We start from the raw sequence: 20,021 nt of genomic DNA on the forward strand, positions 1-20,021 counted from the left end.
GTTTACATGGTGACGCATTCGCCCCGGGCTTGCCATGGCGTACCGGCCGCCATGTCGATGACCCTGGGTATGTGCTCCATGCCGGGCGACGGCGAGTCGGGATCATGATGGTGCACCAGCATGAGCACCGTGCGTCCGGCCAGCCAGGGGCCGATGCCCTCGGCCACCCGCCGCGCGGTGGCCGCATCCAGCGAGGCAAAAGGCTCATCGAGCACTACCAGGGCGGGATCGGTCAGCCACAGACGCGCCAGACCCAGACGTCGCGCCTGGCCGCCGGAAAGCTGTCGCCCCCCTTCCCCCACGCGTGTCTCGAGCCCGCCGGGCAGACCCTGCGCCCAGTCGGCCAGGTCTACCGCAACAAGCGCCTGCCACAGCCGCTCCGGGCTCGCCTCGGGGGCGCCCAGACGCAGATTCTCGGCAAGGCTTGCGTCAAACAGCTCCACCCGCTGGGTCAGACAGCCCACTTTGCAGCTCAACCACTGCGGGTCCAGGGCTTCCACCGCCTGGCCGTTCAGGGTCAAGCGACCATGGTGGCCTCGCAGCTCCCCGGCAAGCAGCGCCAGCAGCGTCGACTTGCCACTGCCGGAGGGGCCACAGATCGCGGCCCTCTCCCCCGGCGCCAGCCGGAAGCTCAGGGGCGACAGCGCCTGATCGAGCGCCTGCGGATAACGAAAACTCAGCGACGTTGCGCAGACCTCCAGCCCTCCACACTCGGCAGTCCCGCTTCGAGGCGCAGCGTGCACTGCAACAGCTCGGGTGGTGTCTGATGAGACATTTGCAGGCGCTGCACGCTGCTGGTCGATGGCATTGAGCCGCTCGGCGGCGGCGAGGCTTGCGCCGGCCTGGGTGAAGGCGGCGGGCAGACTTGCCAACCCCTCGGCCAGGGCCAGCGAGGCCAACGGCAGCATCACCAGCACGGCGGCACCCAACTGGCCGCCACCGAAGGCGGCGAGGCCACCGATCAATACAAGCCACCAGGCGCCCCCCATCACCAGCGTCGTCAGAACATTGCCAAACCCGGTGATCAGTGACAGTCGCCACTGAGCCGCCAGCAGCTCGTCCTCGAGGGCTTCAAGCTCGCCACGGCGGCGCGCCAATGCGCCGTAGGATTCGAGTTCACTCAGACCGCCAAGGGTTTCGATCATTGCCGAGCGCAGTCGCTCCAGCCCGGCGACGCGGCGACGACAGGCCGCAAGACCCAGGCGGGCCTGTCCGAGGGTCAGCCAGCTCCAGCCAAACAGCAGCAAGACGCCCAGCACCAGCGCGACCTGGGGCAGCCACACCGCCACCAACGCTACCAGCGCCGCCCCCAGCACCAGCGCCATCGCCGCCGGCGCCAGCAGCCGCAGGTAAAGCGCGTCCAGGGTATCGATATCGGCGGTCAGACGGTTGAGCCAGTCGCCGGATCGCCTTGCCCCGAGGCTGGCGCCGTCCATCGCCACCAGGCCCGAGAAGCAGCGCGCCCTCAGGCGTGCCAGCAGTCGCAGGATGGTGTCGTGGTTGTAGAGGCGTTCGACGTAGCGTGACACGGTGCGGGACACCGCAAACAGACGAATGCCCGCCCCGGGGGTGTAGACGTCCAGGGTAGCCGCCATACCCGCGCCCAAGGCCGCGCCGGTCAGCGCGCTGGCGGTGATGAACCAGCCCGACACCGCCAACAGCCCCAGCGCCGACAGCGCGGTCAGCACCATCAGCACCACGCCAAGCACCAGGCGCCGACGAAACGACGCATGCACCTCGATCCACGGACGCAGACTGGCAATCGCCGCAGCGAATCCCGTATCCGTGCGCTCAGTCGACAACGCCATGGGCCACCTCTTGCTGTTCCCTTCCACTCGCGGTAACTCGCCCATCGAGCAGCTCCACACGCCGGTCCCCCATCGCCAGGATGGCCGGGTGATGGCTGGCGATGACCAGCGCCCGGCCCTGGCCGGCCAGACGCCGAAAGCCGCGAATCAGTACCGTTTCGGTCTCTCGATCCAGACTCGCCGTCGGCTCGTCCAGCAGCACCAGCGCGGCATCACTCAGGAACACCCGCGCCAGCGCCAGGCGCTGGGCCTGCCCGCCGGACAGGCCCAGGCCATTTTCGCCGATCCGGGTATCGAGTCCCTCGGGCAGAGCCGCGACCAGCGGCTCAAGGCCCGCCTGCTCGAGCGCAGTGCGCAGGTCGTCATCGCCAGCGTTCGGCGCCGTCAGGCGAAGATTGTCGGCGAGGCTGCCCTGGATCAGCAGCGGGCGCTGGTCCATCCAGGCAAAGGCGATGCCCGGTGCCGATTGGCGCGAGCCCTCGCCAGGCCCGACAAACCCCGCCAGCATCGCCAGCAGGCTCGACTTGCCGGCACCCGATGGGCCGCTGATCACCACCACTTCACCGGCGTCCACCCGAAAGTCCAGCGGACCCAACACGCGGCCACGCCCAGGGTGATCCAGGCAGGCGCCTTCGAGCCGCACAAGCTGGCCACCGGACAACACTGAAGAAGCGGGACTTTCCGTCGCGCCAGGCGCCGAGACGGGCGACACTCGCGACGGATCGATGGGTTCATCGAGCAGTTCCGTCAGGGCCTGGGCGGCGGCCAGCGCCGAGGCACGATCGTGGTAGTGCTGGGACAGTGTGCGCAGCGGCTGAAAGAACTCCGGGGCCAGCAGCAGGATGGTCAGGCCACTGGCCAGCGTCAGCGAATCGGCCACCTCCAGCGGCAGGTCCCCGAGCAGGCCAAAGCCGATGTAGATAGCCAGCGCCGCAATCGCCACCGAGGAGAAGAATTCGAGCACCGCCGATGACAGAAAGGCCAGTCGCAAGGGCTTCAGGGTGCGCCGGCGATAGTCGTCGGCGACCTGGGCAACCTCGTCGGTGACCCTGTCGCCGGCACCGAACAGTCGAATGGTAGCGATGCCCCGCACCCGATCGACGAAGTGCCCGGACAGTCGCGTCACCGCCGCGAACTGGTCGCGATTGAGCGATTCGGCGCCCATGCCCACCAGCGCCATGAACAAGGGAATCAGCGGCGCGGTGATCGCCAGCAGCAGCGCCGCCAGCCAGTTGTGCCAGGCGATGATGGCGAAGATGACCAGCGGCACCACCATCACCACCCGAAGTTGCACCCAGAAACGTGAGGTGTAGCCGTCCAGTGCCTCGACCTGCTCGACAAGGCGATGGGCCAGCCCGGCACTGTGATGGCGACCGGCACGCACCGGTCCCAGCGCAAACAGATGCTCGAGCAACTCGTGGCGTACCGCGCGGCGAAGGCGCTGGCTGGCTCGCTGGGCCAGACACTCCTGAGCAAAGCCAGCCCCGGCACGCAGCGCCAGAAACCCCAGTAGAGAGACAAGCCAGGGCCATAGCTGGCTCAGGGAACGCTCACCCTCGATCGCCAGTACCAGCACCTTGGCCAGCAGTACCCATTGGACCACACCCGCGAGTCCTGCCAGCACCGCGAAGGCCGCGGCCAGGGTCAGCGGACGACGCTGAGCCCCGGTGTGCTGGTCTAGCCACCGCCGCGCCCTGGCGGCCTCGCCACGACGCGACTCAGAACGAGACGACTCAGAACGAGGCGACTCAGGACCAGACGACTTAGTGATAGCCGCCCCCTCTTACCTTGCCGCGGAACACCCAGTAGGACCAGGCGGTGTAGCCCAGTACCACCGGGATCACGAACAGTACCCCGAGCAGCAGAAACAGCTGGCTCTCCGGAGCCGAGGCGGCGTCCCACAGGGTGATGTCCGGCGGGATCAGGTAGGGCCACTTGCTGGCCACCAGCCCCAGGTAGGTGAAGAAGAACAGTCCCAGGGTAGCCACGAACGGCTGGCCCTCGCGGCGACGGGCCACCGAACGCCACACCATGGCGGCGCACAGCAACGCCAGTGCCGGGAACACCCAGAACAGTGTCAGGTGGCCGAACCAGCGCTCACGCACGAAGTCGTCGACGAACGGCGTCCAGATACTGATCACGGCAAAGCCCGCCAGCACCAGTCCGAGCAGCCTGGGCGTGATGCGGTAGGCCCATTCCTGCACCTGCCCCTCGGACTTCAGAATCGTCAAGGTCGCCCCCAGCAGCGCATAGCCCGCCATCAGCGCAAGGCCAGTGATAACGGTGAAAGGCGTCAGCCAGTCGAAAGGACCGCCCACGTAGACATTGTTGGCGACCTCGAAGCCCTCGATGTAGGCGCCGACCACGGCCCCCTGACAGAAGGTGGCGACCATCGAGCCCCAGCAGAAGGCGCGGTTCCACCAGTGACGATTACGAACCGACTTGAAGCGGAACTCGAAGGCGATGCCACGGAAGATCAGGCCGGCCAACATCAGGAAGACCCCAAGATAGAGCGCCGGCAGCAGGATGGTGTAGACCAGCGGAAAGGCCGCCAGAAGTCCCGCCCCGCCGAGCACCAGCCAGGTCTCGTTACCGTCCCATATCGGCGCTACCGAGTTCATCATCACATCCCGGGCGTGCTCGTCCGGGGCGAAGGGGTAGAGGATACCCACCCCGAGATCGAAGCCATCCATCAGGATGTACATCATCACGCCGAACCCGATGATCAGCGCCCAGATGGCAGAAAGGTTGATCAATTCCATGTCATCAACTCCCGAACTGGCGGCCGGCGTCGGCCTCGAGGGTGGCGTGGGCGGCGGACAGCGGTCGCTTGGCCGTCTCGACCTCGTCGTCGTGGGGCTCCTCGGCCAGCATGCCCTGGCGCACCACCCGGGTGAGGTAGTAGCCCCCGGTCAGGAACACCACCGCGTAGACCAGCACATAGCCGATCAGGGTAGCGAGCACCATCCAGCCACTGAGCGACGGCGTCACCCCCTCGGCCTGGGTCATCATGCCGTACACCAGCCAGGGCGCGCGGCCCGCTTCGGTGACAAACCAGCCACCCAGCACCGCGATAAAGGGCGCCACACTCATCAGCCTCAGCGTCTGCAGGAAGGGACGACTCTTGTACAGACGACCGCCACGGCGCAACCACAGACCGGTGAAGGCCACCGCGATCATCAGCATGCCCATGCCGACCATGGCGCGGAATGACCAGAACACGAACCACACCGGTGGTTGCTCCTCTACCGGGACCTCCTTGAGCCCAGGTACCTCGCCGTCCAGGTCATGGGTCAGGATCAGGCTGGCCAGGCGCGGAATGCCGATCTCGAAGTGATTTTCCTGGGCCTCCTTGTCCGGCCAGGCGAACAACAGCAGCGGCACCCCGGACTGGGTCTCCCAGTTGGCCTCCATCGCCGCCACCTTGGTCGGCTGATGCTCAAGCGTATTGAGGCCATGGGCGTCGCCGACCACCGCCTGTACCGGCGCCAGCACCAGCAACAGCCACATGCACATCGACAGGGCCTTGCGGTTGGCCTCGACGTCGCGACCGATCAGCAGATACCAGGCGCTGACGCCGGCCACCACGAAGCCGCCGGTCAGGAAGGAAGCCAGCGCCATGTGGGCAAAGCGATAAGGGAAGGAGGCATTGAACATGGCCTCGCCCCAACTGGTGACGCTGAAGTGGCCGTCGATCATTTCCACCCCGGCGGGGGTCTGCATCCAGCTATTGGTGGACAGGATCCAGAAGGCCGAGATGAAGGTGCCCACCGCGACCATGATGGCGGCGAACAGGTGAACCCCCTCGGCCACCTTGCCACGTCCAAACAGCAGCACCCCGAGGAAGCCGGCTTCCAGGAAGAAGGCGGTGACCACTTCATAGCTCAGCATGGGGCCGAGGAAATTGGACGTCGCCTGACTGAAGTTGCTCCAGTTGGTTCCGAACTGGAAGGCCATGACGATCCCGGAGACCACGCCCATGCCGAAGACCACGGCGAAGACCTTGACCCAGAAGGCTGCCAGTCGATCCCAGGCGGGATTGCCGGTCTTGTAGAAGAGTCCATGCAGGACAGCGACATAGGACGCCAGCCCTATGGTAAAGACGGGGAAGATGGCGTGGAAGGATACGACGAAGGCGAACTGTATACGTGACAGAAGCACGGGATCCAGTTCCATGAGCGACTCCTCGAGGCAGGGATGACCGACGGCACCGCCCTGCCTCGGGAACACAACCCGACCCTGGCAGGACAGCATCGAACCCGAGCGGAATCGAGTCGATAGAGCGCAGCCTTGCTCGGCTAGCCTGGCAATCTATCTATGCACAATCATGCATCTTCGATCCCGCTTGCCCTCAGCATAGAGGTCCCGCAGGCCTCTGTCCCATGGCCAATTGTCGCACGCACCCATGGCCGATCACCTACCCGCTTGTCAGCCCACCTCCCTTGCCTTTGCCGTGGCAAGGGAACGTAGCCAGGTGTCAGGTCAGGACTGCCCCAGCACCAGCGATACCAGATAGGCGGTGTAGGCCAGGTAGACGGCAACCAGGACGCCACCCTCGAACCGATTGATGCGCCCCGCCCGGCCCTTCCAGCCCAACGCGAACACCGCCATCATCAGGGTCATGGCGGTCATCAGCGACCAGTCTCGCATCAGCACCTCACGCCCGGCCTCGATCGGCGCGATGACGGCGGCCAGCCCCACCACCCCCAGGGTGTTGAACAGGTTGGAGCCGACCACGTTGCCCAGCACCAGATCATGCTCCTTGCGACGCAGGGCACTGATGGACGAGGCCAGTTCCGGCAGCGATGTGCCGATGGCGACCACGGTCAGCCCGATGATGACGTCGGACACCCCGAGACCCTGGGCGATATCCACCGCGCCCCACACCAGCAGCCGGGAACTGACGACCAGCAGGGCCAGGCCCAGCACGGTAAGGAAGATGCCCTTGCCCAGCGACATGGGATGAGCATCGAGTTCCTGCACGGTATCGGTGGCCAAGGCGTCCGCCCTGGCGGCGGCTTCCTCGCGCCGGCTCTGGATCACGCTTGCGACCATGAACACCAGCAGCGCCAGCAGCAGCAGCGCGCCCTCCAGCCGGGAGATAAGCCCGCCCCACATCATCAACGCCGACACCAGGGTGGCGGCACCGAGCACCGGCAATTCGCGCCGAATCACCGATGAATGCACCGCCAGCGGGGAGATCAGCGCCACCAGCCCCAGGATGAGGCCGATGTTGGCGATATTCGAGCCATAGGCGTTACCGAGTGCCAGCCCCGGGTTGCCCTGTGCCGCAGACAGCGCCGACACCGTCAATTCCGGTGCCGAGGTGCCGAAGCCGATCACCAGCATGCCCACCAGCAAGGGCGACAGTCCCAGCCGCGCAGCGGTGGCCGCGGCGCCCTCGACAAAGCGTTCGGCGCTCCACACCAGCACCACCAGGCCACCCAGAACCGCCAAAACGGGAAGCAACATGTCAACTCCTCACCCATGATATCGGTCGCATCTTTGTCTATGGTGTCACCCACGTCAACGTGCCACACTATTTAATTCGCAGGATCAGCTTGTTAAGCCATCAGCGCCTGATTCGCGACGAAATGCAGACGAACAGAACCCTCTTTCAAGACCGGAGTCCCCCTACCACTGTGACGACCCCCGTACGTGGCCCCCTGGAACGGATCCGCAACGCCTCCGTCACCCAGCATCCTCCCCCCGAGGTGCGCATCAGGTCGCGCCGGCGCCTGCGTGCCTGTCACGAGTGCGACTGGATCATGGCGCTGCCGCCGCTGCGTCCCGGTGAAGAAGCGGACTGTGTCCGCTGTGGTCACGACCTGGTCAAGCGTCATGCCTTCCCCGCCCAGCGCAGCCTGGCGCTGTCGCTGGCATCGCTGGTGGCATTGGCGCTGGCCCTGTCCTTTCCGTTTATCGGATTCAGTACGCGTGGCGTCGGCAACGAAATAGAAGTGGCCCAGACCGCCACCCAGATGCTCGAGCACCACCAGCCCATCGTCGCCATGGTGGTGCTGATGTCGATCATCGTATTGCCGGCGATCTATCTGCTGACGGTGGTGTGGCTGCAGATCAGCCTGATGCTGCCCCGCCGTCTGCCCTATAGCCGCACCCTGGCCCGTGGACTTTCCCACATCGCGCCATGGCTGATGGCCGACGTCTTTATCGTCGGCACCATGGTGGCGCTGATCAAGGTGGCAGGACTTGCCGAAATTTCCCTCGGACCGTCGTTCTGGGCCTTTATCGCCTACGCCATCCTGCTGCTGGCGACGACCCTGTCACTGGACAAGGACTGGCTGTGGTTCTCGCTCAGCGGCGAGCCTCTGGCACCGGAGGGCACGCGCACCGGCGAGACCGCTGCCTCCCAGGGGCTCACCGGCTGCCCCACCTGCGGGCTGATCAACTGCCTGGACAGCGAGGGCCATGGCCGTTGCGTGCGCTGCAGCGAGAAGCTGCACGCCCGCCGGCCGCGCAGCCTGCAGACCACCTGGGCGCTGCTGTTCACCGCCGCAGTGCTCTATATCCCCGCCAATGTCTATCCCATCATGTACACCACCAGCCTCGGCAGCTCGGACCCGCAGACCATCATCGGCGGTGTCATCTACCTGGTCAGCCACGGTTCCTGGCCGGTGGCGCTGGTGATCTTCGTGGCCAGCGTCATCGTGCCCATCGGCAAGCTGCTGGCACTGGTCTGGCTGTGCCTGGTGGCGCCGCGGGCACCGGGCATGCGCTCGGTGGTGCGAGCGCGGCTCTACCGATTGACCGAGCTGATCGGACGCTGGTCGATGGTCGACGTCTTCGTGGTAGCCATCCTGGTGGCCCTGATCCGCGCCGGTGCGCTGATGTCGATCGATCCTGGCCCCGCTGCGCTGGCCTTCGGTGGCGTGGTGATCATCACCATGCTGGCGGCCATGAGTTTTGAGCCTCGCCTGCTGTGGGACGGCAGCGAGGATCCCTGCAACCCGATGGACTCCCCGGATGATGACGGGTTGCACGGCGACCACTCGGGCCTGGCGTCCGACGCCGCCCCTTCACCCCATCGCACTGCGCCGGATGAACAAGGAAGCACACCATGAGTGACGCCGATAAGCGCCACCCCGACAACCCGCCAGCGCCGTCCAGCAAGGACATGCACCGCGCCGCGCCGACCCAGCAGAAACGGCTGTCGCCGGTGTGGATCGTGCCCTTTGTGGCACTGCTGATCGGCGCCTGGCTGGTCTACGACAACTACGCCAGCCGCGGCCCCCAGATCGCGCTGCACCTGCCATCCGCCGACGGCATCGAGGCCGGCAAGACGTTGATCAAGACCCGTAACGTGGAGGTCGGCAAGGTCACCTCGGTAGCGCTCAGCGACGATCTCTCCGGCGTCGAGATCACCGCTCAGATGGAACCCCAGGCCGAGAAGATGCTGGTCGAGGACACCCATTTCTGGGTGGTCAAGCCGCGCATCGGGCGCGAGGGTATCAGCGGACTCGGCACCGTTCTCTCCGGTGCCTATATCCAGCTCGAGCCGGGTCAGAGCGAGGTGGATGCCCGCGAATTCGACGTCAGCGACCAGCCTCCGGTGGCACCACCTGGCGCCCAGGGACTGCGCCTCAACCTGGTCAGCCAGGTCGGCAACTCGCTCAGCGTCGGCGACGCCGTCACCTTCCAGGGGGTCAGCGTCGGACGCGTCGAGGAGGCCGACTTCGATGTCTCCACCCAGAGCATGCACCACCGCATCTTCATCGAGAGCCCCTACGACACCCTGGTCACCGAGAACACCCGTTTCTGGGCTACCAGCGGCATCGACGTGCGCTTCGGTTCCGACGGCTTCCAGGTGCAGGTCGAGTCGCTGGAAGCGCTGCTCGGCGGCGGCGTCACCTTTGGCGTGCCCGACGATGTTCCCGCCGGCAAGGAGGCGGAAGAGGACGCCTCCTACGAACTCTATGCCGATGAGGAGGCCGCCCGCCAGGGTACCTTCAATCGCTATCTCGAGTACGTGCTGCTCAACGAAGATACGGTACGCGGCCTGTCCCGCGGAGCCCCGGTGGAATTCCGTGGCGTGCGCATCGGTACCGTGGCAGCCGTCCCCTGGAACTTCACCTCGCCCCAGCCGGAAAACCGCGACAAGCTGGCCATCCCGGTACTGATCCGCATCGAACCCCAGCGTCTGGGCATCGGCGCCAATGAGCTGGATCTGCAGGAGTGGCGTGAGCGCTTCGACCGGCTGTTCGAGCGTGGCCTGCGCGCGACCCTCAAGAGCGGCAGCCTGTTGACCGGGGCGCTGTTCGTCGACCTCAAGATCGACGAAGAGCTGCAGGGCCAGTATCTGGCCGAGACCTTCGCCGACCGCCCGGTGTTCCCCACCGCCTCGGCTGGCCTTGCCCAGATCCAGGCCCAGGTCACCGCCCTGCTCGACAAGCTCAACCGCCTCGAGATCGAGCCTATCCTGTCGGGACTCGACCGCAACCTTCAGGTCTCAGAGGCGATGCTGACTCAGGCCCGCTCCCTGGTGCAGAGCATGAACAGTCTGCTCGACAACCCCGAGACCCAGGGCTTGCCCGGCAACCTCAACCAGACCCTGGTCGAGCTGCGCCGCACCCTCGACGGGCTGTCGCCGGAATCCAGCGTCTACCAGGACCTGACCCGCACCCTGAACGAGGTCGAACGTCTGGTGCGTGACCTGCAGCCGGCCGCTCGCAAGATCAGCGACGATCCCCGCGCGCTGCTGTTCGACAGCATCCAGACCGAGGACCCGATCCCGCGGGCACCGCGCTGATCGCCTCCCGCCCGAGTCTGCGGACTCGGGCGGGATAGACGGAAGCATCGACAACACTGACCTCACCGGAAAGGAGTTCTCCATGAGGCCGATACATCGCCTGTGTGTTCCCCTGCTGGCGCTGTGGCTGGGCGGCTGCGCCAGCGGCACCGCCCCCATGAACCACTATGTGCTGCCCTCGGATGCAGGCAGCAGCGATGCCCGGGTCCCCAGCGCCGACGAAACGCCGTTGCTGGTGTCCACACCCAGGCTCGCCAACTACCTCGAGGCCGAAGGCATCGTCCTTCAACTCGACGACATCTCGCTGAACGAGGCCAAGTCCCACCAATGGGCGGCACCGCTGGCACAGCAACTCGAACGCGGCCTACGCGACCGCCTGGAGGCCAGACTGCCTGGACGCCGGGTGCTGCTGTCCGGCGACAGCGGCAACGCCCTGACGCTGGAATTGAGCGTCGACCGCTTCCAGGGCCACTATGACGGCTACGCCGTGGCCTCGGGCCAGTGGCTGTTGCGTGACAGCCAGCGCCAGGTGGTGGACAGCGACAGCTTCGAGGCCACCGAGTCGCTGGACAGCGACGGCTATTCGGCACTGGTACGGGCGCTGGGGCGCACCTGGGATCAGGTGGCCGATGATATCGCCGCCCGGGTCCGTGTCGCTCCCTGAGCGTCTCGACAACGCCTCCGCGCCCCTCATCAAGGTTCTGCCGGCCCGACTTCTTTTCACCCCCGCCGATGCGCCGGGCCGGCAAATCTGGCATCATGCCCGCAACGGTGACGGGGGTCCCCCGCTAGAGCGGTCACCGAATTTTTCCCCACGCCTTGTCCGGGACCGACGCCATCAGAACGGTGGCGTCCAGCGAGTGCGTGCGTGCTGGAGTTTGCATGAGTTTTTCCGATCTCGGCCTGCGTGCCGAATTGCTTCGCGCCGTCACGGCGCAAGGCTATGACACCCCGACTCCGATTCAGCGTCAGGCCATCCCCGCGGTACTCAAGGGTGGTGACCTGCTGGCCAGTGCCCAGACCGGCACCGGCAAGACAGCGGGCTTTACCCTGCCGATGCTGCAGCGCCTGGCCGATGGCCCTCGCCCCTCCAAGCGCCAGGTCCGTGCCCTGGTGCTCACGCCCACCCGTGAACTCGCCGCCCAGGTCGGCGAGAGCGTGCGCGACTACGGTCAGCACCTGTCACTGCGTCACCACGTGATCTTCGGTGGCGTCGGCCAGCAACCCCAGATCGACGCCCTGTGGCCCGGTCTCGATGTGTTGGTGGCAACGCCTGGCCGCCTGCTCGACCTGCACCAGCAGGGCCACGTGGATCTGTCGAGCGTCGAGATCCTGGTGCTCGACGAAGCCGACCGCATGCTCGACATGGGCTTTATCCACGACATCCGCCGTGTGCTGAAGCTGTTGCCCGAGAAGCGTCAGAACCTGCTGTTCTCGGCGACCTTCTCCAGCGAGATCCAGGCGCTGGCCGACAAGCTGCTCGACCGCCCGGAGATGATCGAGGTCGCACGCCGCAATACCACTGCCGAGACCGTCGACCAGGCCGTCTACCGAGTGGACCGGGAACGCAAGCGCGAGCTGCTGTCACACCTGATCACTAGCCAACGCTGGTTCCAGGTGCTGGTGTTCACTCGCACCAAGCACGGCGCCAACCGCCTGGCCGAGCACCTCGACAAGCGCGACATCTCTGCCATGGCGATCCACGGCAACAAGAGCCAGTCAGCCCGTACCCGCGCCTTGGCGGCGTTCAAGGCCGGCGAGCTGCAGGTTCTGGTGGCCACCGACATCGCCGCCCGTGGTCTCGACATCGACGAACTGCCCCACGTGGTCAACTTCGAGCTGCCCAACGTCGCCGAGGACTACGTCCACCGCATCGGTCGTACCGGCCGTGCCGGCAACGAAGGCCAGGCCATCTCGCTGGTGTGCGTCGATGAACATGGCTTGCTGAAGAACATCGAGCGCATGATCAAGCGTGACCTCGAGAAGCGCATCGAGCCGGGCTTCGAGCCTGACCCCAACGCCAAGCCGGAGCCCATCGAGAACGGCCGCAACAAGCGCGGTGGTGGTCAGCGCCGCAGCCAGGGTGGCAACAATAGCTCCCAGCGCGGCAACGGACGACGTGGTGACGGTGGCGGTGGCGGCGGCAATGCCCGCAACGGCAATGGCGAGCAGCCTGCACGTCGCAGGCGCAGGGGCTCCGGCCAGGGCAACCGCCAGGGACAGGCATAAGCTCGAGCATCGCCTCAGGCATAGCCCCGAGCGGCTAGACAAGAGCAATCCAGGGGGCGGCTTGCCGCCCCCTTCCATCTCAGCAGGACAGCGATATGGCATCTCCAGAACTGATCAAGGAATATCGCCGCTTCCGGGCCTTCCAGAAGCAGGCGCAACTCGACAACGAGCATCGCGGCGCCCAGACCAAGATCGACGAGGCGCGGGTCAGTGCCGCTCGCATGACCGAGGCCTACCGCAGCATGGCAGAGAAAGGCGCCGAGCAGGGGGCCTGCTATCGCACCCTCTACCTGCGCGACCATGACGGCGTGGCGCTGACCTGCGAAGGCTGGATGTTCGTGCGTCGCGTGCTGGCCGAAGGCGGTGCCACTCGCGTACGCGCCAGCCTGCTCGAGACCTTCCGCCTGGAGAATGGCCAGTGCGCCCCCGGCGACACCCCGGTCGAAAAGATCACCCTGGAGATCTACGACCAGCTGCTGGTCGACAAGGGCATGGCCACGGCCGTGCGCATCGATGGCGTCGACGGCGATCGCCACAGCCAGTTCCTGACCTTCAATGATCAGGTGCGTGGCGATCTGCGTCGCTTCCTGAAATAACCGTATCGGCCGCCGTCCGCGGGGCCTGCGCCTCCGGCGGCGCGCCTTCCCCGCTGCGGTGGTCCACCCGCTGGAGCCCCCGATGAAGGTCACGTCCCTGCCCTGGCGCTTTCTGGTGCTGATGGTACTGGTCGGCCTCAACCTGAGACCGGCACTCTCTTCGCTTGCCCCGCTGCTCGCCCGTGTGCAGCAGGATACCGGCCTGTCCCCCAGCGCCATCGGTGCCCTGACCACCCTGCCGGTGCTGTGCCTGGGGCTGTTCGCTCCGCTGGCGCCCCGCCTGTCGCGCCAGTACGGCCCGGAACGCGCCTTGTCGCTGGGTCTGGTGGTCATCACCAGCGGTCTGCTGCTGCGCTGGCAGGGAAGTCCCCTCGCGCTCTACGCCGGCACCCTGCTGGTGGGTGCCGGTATCGGTGTATCGGGCGCCCTGCTACCGGCGCTGGTCAAGCGCGAGCTGCCCCGGGGCGCCGACCTGATGACCGGGGTCTACACCATGGCCCTGTGTCTGGGTGGCGCCCTGGGTGCCGGTCTGGCGATTCCCCTGAGCGACCTGCTGGGTGGCTGGACACGCAGTCTGGCGGCCTGGTCGCTGCTGGCCATGGCGGCGCTGATCGCCTGGGAGCTTTACATGCCGCGCACCGCCGCTACCCCGCGGATGGCGGGTGACCCCGGCACCGGCATGACCCGTGGCCTGCTGCGCCAGCCCCTGGCCTGGCAGGTGGCGCTATTGATGGGCACCCAATCGTCGCTGGCCTACATCGTCTTCGGCTGGCTGCCGACGCTGTTGATGCAGCGCGGCATCGGCGAGGCAGAGGCCGGCCTGTTGATGGGCATGTCGGTGATGGTCCAGCTGATTTCTGCGCTGCTGGCACCCTGGCTGGCCCGCTTCGGTCGCGATCAGCGCCCGGCGCTGCTGCTGGTCCTCGCCAGCACCGCCAGCGGCCTGTGGATCCTGTTGATGGCCGACACCTCCCTGCGCTACCTCGGCGCACTGCTGCTGGGGCTCGGCCAGGGCGGCAACTTCTCCCTGGCGCTGACCCTGATCGTGCTGCGCAGCGCAGATTCGCGTCTGGCAGGCCGCCTGTCCGGACTGGCCCAGGGTGGCGGCTATGCCCTGGCCGCCCTGGGCCCCTTGAGCGTCGGCATCATGCTTGACCTGCAGGCACCGATCACCGCCATCGCCTGGCTGTTGATGGGGATCGCCGCCGCCGCCGCCAGTTTCGCCTGGTTCGCCGGTCGTCAGCGTCAGCTCTGCTTCGACGCCGACGATAACGTCATCACCCGCTGCGCGCCTCGCCGAGGCTCACGCTGATACTGTCACTCGTGTCTTCACTCCTTGTGCAGGAAGCCCACCCATGACCCACTCACCCCTGGACCCGGTGCTGGTGATCTACGCCGGCGGCACCATCGGCATGATCGAGACCCCCTCAGGCCTCGCCCCCGGCCCCGACATGGAAGCCCGGGTGCGCGACGCCCTGGCCACACTACCCGACGATCGCCGAACCGCTCTGCCACCCTTTACCTGGATCGAGGTCGACCAACCCATCGACTCCAGCGGCGCCCGTCCCGAGGACTGGGCCCGGCTGGCCGCGCTTGTCGCCGAGCAGGCCAATCGCCATCGCGGCGTGGTCGTGCTGCACGGCACCGACACCCTGGCCTGGACCGCCTCGAGCCTGGCCTACCAGCTTCAGGGCATCGATCGCCCGGTGGTGGTGACCGGCTCCATGGCGCCGCTGGCCCAGCAGCACAGTGACGCCCTGTACAATCTCGAGAGCGCGCTGCGCTACGCCGCCATGCCTGAATTGCAGGAAGTGGCGGTGAGCTTTGGTGACAAGCTGCTGCGGGGCAGCCGGGCTCGCAAGTGGCACACTCGCGAGCCGAATGCCTTCGAAAGCCCCAACCTTGACCTGCTGGGGAAGCGCCACGGCAACGACTTCCGGCTGCATCGCGAGCACAGCCTCGAGGCTACGCAGCGCGGCGCACCCCGCTACGAGCTCGGCGACTATCATGGCCTGGGGGAGCAGGTGGTGCGGGTGGTCCTGTGGCCGGGCATTCAACCCTGGCAGCTGGCGGCCTGGCTGGGTGATGACCGCGTCAAGGGCGCCCTGATCGAGGTGTGGGGCGGCGGCAATGTACCTGACGACCCCGAGCTTGGCGCCGTGCTGGCAGAGGCCAGCGGCCAGGGCAAGCTACTGGTCGCGATCAGCCAATGCCCACACGGCACCATCGACATCGGACACTACGCTGCCGGCAAGATGCTGGCCGACGCCGAGGTGGTATCCGGCGACGACATGACCCCTGAGTCGGCCTATACCAAACTGGTGCATCTGCTGTCGCTGCCCCTCTCGCTGGAACAGAGACGTCGGCTGTTTCGAACCCCGCTGGTCGGAGAACGAGGTTGACATCCCGCAGGTCACAGAGCAATTTTATGCTCTATTGACACTCAAGGGGCCATGATGGAGTAAGGTTAGGGAGTCCCCGTCATGACAAGGAGTTGCTCATGGAACACCCGGATCATCCCTTCAGCGAGTTGTTTGAACAGCTGGGCCTGGCTTCCGAGCCGGAAGCCATCAAACGATTCATCGATCGCAACTCGCCGATTCCGGAGGGGGTCGAACTGCCCGATGCGGCCTGCTGGAATGAGGGACAGTCGGAATTTCTGCGCGAAGCCATCGAGGCCGATGCCGACTGGGCCGAGGTAGTCGATCATCTGGACGCTTCACTGCGCAAACCCTAGGGCTTGTGTGAAAAGGGCTTGTGCGAAAAGTGCCTGCGCTTGGTAATACGGCGTTAAAAATCGGGTCAAGACGCTCATTTACACCTCGTAAACTGCGCTTTCTCACCGATTTTTGCCTTGTCTAACCATCGCTCGTCGACTTTTCGTATAAAGCCTGACGCTCGTCTGAAAAGTAGCTGCGCTCGTCGACTCTTCGGACAAGTCCTTTACAAGCTGCGCGAGCCGCTGATGTCGGCGGCTCGCGCCACTATCAGGCCGATGGATCGGCCCTGACACCTATCGCACAACGACAATCGATGGCCTTTTCGACGTGACCTGTCTTCCCCCTGATATCGAAGCGCGGCTCGAGCCCGCCACGCGTCTTCCCTCTCTGCCTGCCGTGGTGTCCGAGCTGCTGGTACTGGCGAGCAATCACGACGCGCCGCTGACCGACTTCGCGACCCTGCTGTCCCGTGACCCGGCCCTGTGCCTGCAGCTGCTGCGGCTGGCCAACAGCCCCTACTATCGCCGCGGTTGCGATCCCGTCATCTGCTGCGAGCACGCGGTGACCCGCCTCGGTATCGATGGCACCCTCACCGCGCTTTTGGGTTTCACCCTGGTACGCGACGCGACCCACGGCCCCCTGGCCGACTATTGGCGACGTACCCTCACAGCCGCGCACTTGATTCCGGCCATCGCCAAAGTGGTGAATCCCCGCCAGCCGGGCGAGCTGTCGACGCGCGCCCTGCTACGCGAGGTCGGGGTACTGTTGCTGTACGCATTGGACCCGAACTACTTCGAGCTGACCGCCCAGGCCGCCACCCGCGAACAGCGCCTGGCTCTGGAACACCGGCATCTTGGCTGCGACCGCGACCAGGCGTCGAGCTGGCTGGCACAGCGCTGGCAGCTGCCCACCAACCTGTTCCTTCAGCGCCCTCTCGAGCCGGAAGGCCAGCGTCACCACGAATGGCTCGACGGCATTTGCCTGGAGCTCGCCGACGAACTGGCCGGATGCTGTCTGGACGACGACAGCGACGCCATCCCCGCCGTGCTTCATCGCTTTCAGCAACGCATGAACATGGACGGCAATGCCCAGGCACGTCTTGTCGATGAGCTCGCGAGTCGCCTTGAAACCTTGCCGGATTTTCTCGCCACCACGCTGGCGGCAGATGAGGATATCGAACGCCTGCTGGTCGCCGGCAAGCAGCGCCTGCATGGGCTGACCATGAGCCTGGCCGAGCGGTTGCACCATCGTGAGGACCAGCTAATTTCGCTCCAACGCGACAACGAGGCGCTGGATGTGCGCGCCAGCACCGATGCCCTCACCGGTCTTGCCAATCGCGCCGCGCTGGAACGGCGCCTCGAGGAGATGCTCGAGGACGCCCATGCGCGAGACAAGCCGCTGTCGGTGCTGTTTCTCGATCTGGATCACTTCAAGCCGCTCAACGACCGCTACGGCCACCGACTCGGCGACATCGTGCTGGTCAATGTCGCCGCTACCCTGCGTGACGCCATCCGTGAGTCGGACCTGGCGGCCCGCTACGGCGGAGAGGAGTTCGTCATCGCCCTGCGGAACACGCCGGAGCCAGGAGCTTTGCGGGTCGCCCAGCGGCTACAGCAGTGGCTTGCCGAGCAGCCGATGGCCCAGGTCGACCAGCGCCCCCTTTACGTCAGCGCCTCCATCGGCATCGCCCAATGGCAGCCCGGCATGGACAGCATCGACGCAGCGTCGCTGGTGGAAAAGGCGGACCTGCAGATGTACCAGGCCAAGCAGGCCGGCCGTGCCCGCATCAGTCAAGCTCAACAACTGCAGGAGCGCGCCGGGGAAACACCCTGAAGCAGCACTTGATCAGAACAAGATCTCTGCCAGACGCCGCGGCAGTAGACGCCAAGGCACTCGCTAGAGACGCGCCTCGACCCGCTCCAGGATCTGGGCGCTGACCTTGGCGACCAGCGGGCGAGCCGCGCGATTGACCGCCTTGGCGAGCAGCCGATTGCGGATCTGATAGTCGACGATCAGGCTGACCAGGGTGCCCTGCTCGACCGCTTCAAGTTCGTAGCGGCCATGATTGCGCACACCGTCGATCGACTCCCAGGCAAGCCGGCTGGGCGGCGACTTCTCGGTCACCTGCACCTCAAAGGTCCAGTCCATGCCGACCGCGTGGACATGCCAGCGATAGCGATCGTCCCCCAACGGCTCGATCTCGCTGATCAGATCCGAATAGTCGGCAAAATCCTCGACCTTTTCGAGCAGGGCGAAGACGCGCTCGGGAGGCGCAGGAAGCGTGGCGCTGTGTTCGATGGTGGGCATGGCCAGACCGACTCCTTGCCTGAGGGATGCTCCAACGTAAGGCTGCTACGGAGCCTAGCATCCCGGTTCCCCTTCCCCTTGTAAAGCCGTGCCTATCATCAGGCTGACGGCAGGTCCCGCAGCAACAGAGCGAACTCGAATTCATCAGGCGACAGCGTCTTCCCCGGCAGCTTGACTCTTACCCGGTGACCATCCCCGGGCGCCACCTTCAGCGCGCTGCCGTTGCCCGCCTCCATCGCCTCAAGGGTGAAACGACGGTTGCCGGAGGGCAGCATCAGCTCGAGGCGATCGCCGACCTCGAAGCGGTTCTTGACCTCGATATCCAGCCAACCTGATGGCGCTTGTCCCAGGATCTGGCCGACGAACTGCTGGTGAACGCCCACCGAGTGCCCACGCTCGTAATTCTGGTACTCGTCGTGGACGTGGCGTCGGTAGAAGCCTTCGGTATACCCCCGGTTGGCCAGGTTTTCGAGCTCATCCATCAGCCCGATGTCGAAGGGGCGCCCGGCCACGGCGTCATCGATGGCACGACGATAGACCTGGGCGGTACGTGCTACATAGTAGGGCGACTTGGTTCGCCCTTCTATCTTCAGCGAACTGACGCCCATCTCGGCGAGCCTCGCCACGTGCTGGACGGCGCGCAGGTCCTTTGAATTCATGATGTAGCTACCGTGCTCGTCCTCGAACACCGGCATCAGTTCGCCTGGCCGCTGTGGGTCCTCGATCAGCGCCGAGCTCTCCTCCCGGCCCTGTGCCACGTCCTGCGCCGGGATCAGATCGCCACAGGCGTCAGTGCCGGCCGGGTGGGTCCGGTAGTTCCAGCGACAGGCGTTGGTGCAGGTGCCCTGATTGGGGTCGCGCCGGTTGAAGTAGCCCGACAGCAGACAGCGTCCGGAATAGGCGATGCACAGGGCACCGTGAACGAAGGTCTCGATCTCCAGGGTCGGGCACTCGGCACGGATCTCGGCGATTTCCTCAAGCGACAGCTCACGCGACAGGATCACCCGAGAGATGCCCTGGGACTGCCAGAAGCGAGCCGCCGCGTGATTGACCACGTTGGCCTGCACCGACAGATGGATCACCTGGTCAGGCCAACGCTCTCGCACCATCATGATCAAGCCAGGGTCGGACATGATCAGCGCATCCGGCCCCGCCTCGACGATCGGTGCCATGTCCTTCAGGTAGGTCCTGAGCTTGCCATTGTGCGGAGCGATATTGGAGGCCACGTAGAAGCGCTTGCCACACGCATGGGCCTCACCGATGCCTCGGGTCAGGTTGTCGAGGCCGAAGTCATTGTTGCGTACACGCAGTGAGTAGCGCGGCTGACCGGCATAGACCGCATCGGCGCCATAGGCGAAGGCGAAGCGCATATGCCGGTACGTGCCGGCCGGTGACAGTAGTTCAGGGGCATTCATCCAGGCGTCTCTCTCGTGGGCCGGGCTTGGTCCGGGCTTGTGCCGGGCATGGTTCGGGATTAAACCGGGCAGACAGCAGTAAACCGCGCAGCCTGCCACAACCGCGAGCAACGGACGTTGACAAGGAGCAAGTCGCCGGCATCAACGCCGCACTGGTGTTGCCGTCCGGCTTTCGTTAC

16 protein-coding genes are annotated in these 20,021 nt (G+C 65.8%); 9 read left to right on the forward strand and 7 right to left on the reverse strand.

What is annotated here, in order from left to right; all coding sequences use genetic code 11:
- Nucleotides 1–2: 2 nt before the first annotated feature.
- From cydC to KUW00_RS11130, 5 genes are all read right to left on the reverse strand, one after another.
- Nucleotides 3–1,808, reverse strand: a complete 1,806-nt coding sequence (gene cydC, locus KUW00_RS11110; protein WP_222569083.1) for a thiol reductant ABC exporter subunit CydC — start codon at nt 1,806–1,808, stop codon at nt 3–5.
- Nucleotides 1,792–3,579 (reverse strand): thiol reductant ABC exporter subunit CydD, encoded by a 1,788-nt coding sequence (cydD, locus tag KUW00_RS11115; protein ID WP_409996287.1) that lies wholly within the window; start codon nt 3,577–3,579, stop codon nt 1,792–1,794. The genes cydC and cydD overlap by 17 nt, the downstream gene beginning before the upstream one ends.
- Complete coding sequence (gene cydB / locus KUW00_RS11120) at nt 3,572–4,570, reverse strand: cytochrome d ubiquinol oxidase subunit II (RefSeq protein ID WP_222569084.1); 999 nt, start codon at nt 4,568–4,570, stop codon at nt 3,572–3,574. Before cydB ends, cydD begins: the two co-directional genes overlap by 8 nt.
- A 4-nt stretch (nt 4,571–4,574) precedes the next feature.
- Nucleotides 4,575–5,984: a cytochrome ubiquinol oxidase subunit I gene (locus KUW00_RS11125; protein ID WP_108133772.1), complete on the reverse strand. Its 1,410-nt coding sequence runs from the start codon at nt 5,982–5,984 to the stop codon at nt 4,575–4,577.
- A gap of 306 nt (nt 5,985–6,290) precedes the next feature.
- Nucleotides 6,291–7,280 carry a calcium/sodium antiporter gene (locus tag KUW00_RS11130; protein ID WP_108133773.1) on the reverse strand — a complete coding sequence of 330 codons (990 nt, stop codon included), beginning with the start codon at nt 7,278–7,280 and terminating at the stop codon, nt 6,291–6,293.
- 170 nt (nt 7,281–7,450) lie between these two features.
- Here KUW00_RS11130 and KUW00_RS11135 point away from each other — a divergent pair, with 170 nt between their 5' ends.
- From KUW00_RS11135 to KUW00_RS11175, 9 genes are all read left to right on the forward strand, one after another.
- Complete coding sequence (locus tag KUW00_RS11135) at nt 7,451–8,890, forward strand: PqiA/YebS family transporter subunit (RefSeq protein ID WP_375038472.1); 1,440 nt, start codon at nt 7,451–7,453, stop codon at nt 8,888–8,890.
- Nucleotides 8,887–10,575: an intermembrane transport protein PqiB gene (gene pqiB, locus KUW00_RS11140; RefSeq protein WP_108133774.1), complete on the forward strand. Its 1,689-nt coding sequence runs from the start codon at nt 8,887–8,889 to the stop codon at nt 10,573–10,575. Before KUW00_RS11135 ends, pqiB begins: the two co-directional genes overlap by 4 nt.
- 82 nt (nt 10,576–10,657) lie before the next feature.
- Complete coding sequence (locus tag KUW00_RS11145) at nt 10,658–11,239, forward strand: membrane integrity-associated transporter subunit PqiC (protein WP_124804685.1); 582 nt, start codon at nt 10,658–10,660, stop codon at nt 11,237–11,239.
- A gap of 218 nt (nt 11,240–11,457) precedes the next feature.
- Complete coding sequence (locus KUW00_RS11150; RefSeq protein WP_222569085.1) at nt 11,458–12,804, forward strand: DEAD/DEAH box helicase; 1,347 nt, start codon at nt 11,458–11,460, stop codon at nt 12,802–12,804.
- Between the two features lie 95 nt (nt 12,805–12,899).
- The gene (locus KUW00_RS11155) at nt 12,900–13,400 is read left to right on the forward strand and encodes a hypothetical protein (protein WP_045994329.1); all 501 of its coding nucleotides are present in this window, start codon (nt 12,900–12,902) and stop codon (nt 13,398–13,400) included.
- A gap of 82 nt (nt 13,401–13,482) precedes the next feature.
- Nucleotides 13,483–14,712: an MFS transporter gene (locus tag KUW00_RS11160; RefSeq protein WP_045994330.1), complete on the forward strand. Its 1,230-nt coding sequence runs from the start codon at nt 13,483–13,485 to the stop codon at nt 14,710–14,712.
- Nucleotides 14,713–14,755: 43 nt separating this feature from the next.
- Nucleotides 14,756–15,802 carry an asparaginase gene (locus tag KUW00_RS11165; protein WP_045994331.1) on the forward strand — a complete coding sequence of 349 codons (1,047 nt, stop codon included), beginning with the start codon at nt 14,756–14,758 and terminating at the stop codon, nt 15,800–15,802.
- 98 nt (nt 15,803–15,900) lie between these two features.
- Nucleotides 15,901–16,137 (forward strand): DUF2789 domain-containing protein, encoded by a 237-nt coding sequence (locus tag KUW00_RS11170; protein ID WP_045994332.1) that lies wholly within the window; start codon nt 15,901–15,903, stop codon nt 16,135–16,137.
- 310 nt (nt 16,138–16,447) lie between these two features.
- Nucleotides 16,448–17,953, forward strand: a complete 1,506-nt coding sequence (locus KUW00_RS11175) for a sensor domain-containing diguanylate cyclase (RefSeq protein WP_222569086.1) — start codon at nt 16,448–16,450, stop codon at nt 17,951–17,953.
- Nucleotides 17,954–18,016: 63 nt separating this feature from the next.
- Here KUW00_RS11175 and KUW00_RS11180 read toward each other — a convergent pair whose 3' ends face one another.
- Both KUW00_RS11180 and yegQ read right to left on the reverse strand, forming a co-directional pair.
- Nucleotides 18,017–18,427: an SRPBCC family protein gene (locus KUW00_RS11180; RefSeq protein WP_222569087.1), complete on the reverse strand. Its 411-nt coding sequence runs from the start codon at nt 18,425–18,427 to the stop codon at nt 18,017–18,019.
- A 98-nt stretch (nt 18,428–18,525) separates the two neighbouring features.
- On the reverse strand, nt 18,526–19,842 hold the full coding sequence (gene yegQ, locus KUW00_RS11185) for a tRNA 5-hydroxyuridine modification protein YegQ (RefSeq protein ID WP_222569088.1): 1,317 nt from the start codon (nt 19,840–19,842) through the stop codon (nt 18,526–18,528).
- Between the last annotated feature and the right edge of the window lie 179 nt (nt 19,843–20,021).

Source organism: Halomonas sp. DP5N14-9, assembly GCF_019802175.1.
Lineage (GTDB): Bacteria > Pseudomonadota > Gammaproteobacteria > Pseudomonadales > Halomonadaceae > Halomonas > Halomonas litopenaei.

What these genes read in the sequence shown, in the direction of transcription:
- cydC (WP_222569083.1), bottom strand. Translation starts at nt 1,808, where the DNA reads ATGGCGTTGTCGACTGAGCGCACGGATACGGGATTCGCTGCGGCGATT.
- cydB (WP_222569084.1), bottom strand. Translation starts at nt 4,570, where the DNA reads ATGGAATTGATCAACCTTTCTGCCATCTGGGCGCTGATCATCGGGTTC.
- KUW00_RS11125 (WP_108133772.1), bottom strand. Translation starts at nt 5,984, where the DNA reads ATGGAACTGGATCCCGTGCTTCTGTCACGTATACAGTTCGCCTTCGTC.
- KUW00_RS11130 (WP_108133773.1), bottom strand. Translation starts at nt 7,280, where the DNA reads ATGTTGCTTCCCGTTTTGGCGGTTCTGGGTGGCCTGGTGGTGCTGGTG.
- pqiB (WP_108133774.1), top strand. Translation starts at nt 8,887, where the DNA reads ATGAGTGACGCCGATAAGCGCCACCCCGACAACCCGCCAGCGCCGTCC.
- KUW00_RS11145 (WP_124804685.1), top strand. Translation starts at nt 10,658, where the DNA reads ATGAGGCCGATACATCGCCTGTGTGTTCCCCTGCTGGCGCTGTGGCTG.
- KUW00_RS11150 (WP_222569085.1), top strand. Translation starts at nt 11,458, where the DNA reads ATGAGTTTTTCCGATCTCGGCCTGCGTGCCGAATTGCTTCGCGCCGTC.
- KUW00_RS11155 (WP_045994329.1), top strand. Translation starts at nt 12,900, where the DNA reads ATGGCATCTCCAGAACTGATCAAGGAATATCGCCGCTTCCGGGCCTTC.
- KUW00_RS11160 (WP_045994330.1), top strand. Translation starts at nt 13,483, where the DNA reads ATGAAGGTCACGTCCCTGCCCTGGCGCTTTCTGGTGCTGATGGTACTG.
- KUW00_RS11165 (WP_045994331.1), top strand. Translation starts at nt 14,756, where the DNA reads ATGACCCACTCACCCCTGGACCCGGTGCTGGTGATCTACGCCGGCGGC.
- KUW00_RS11170 (WP_045994332.1), top strand. Translation starts at nt 15,901, where the DNA reads ATGGAACACCCGGATCATCCCTTCAGCGAGTTGTTTGAACAGCTGGGC.
- KUW00_RS11180 (WP_222569087.1), bottom strand. Translation starts at nt 18,427, where the DNA reads ATGCCCACCATCGAACACAGCGCCACGCTTCCTGCGCCTCCCGAGCGC.
- yegQ (WP_222569088.1), bottom strand. Translation starts at nt 19,842, where the DNA reads ATGAATGCCCCTGAACTACTGTCACCGGCCGGCACGTACCGGCATATG.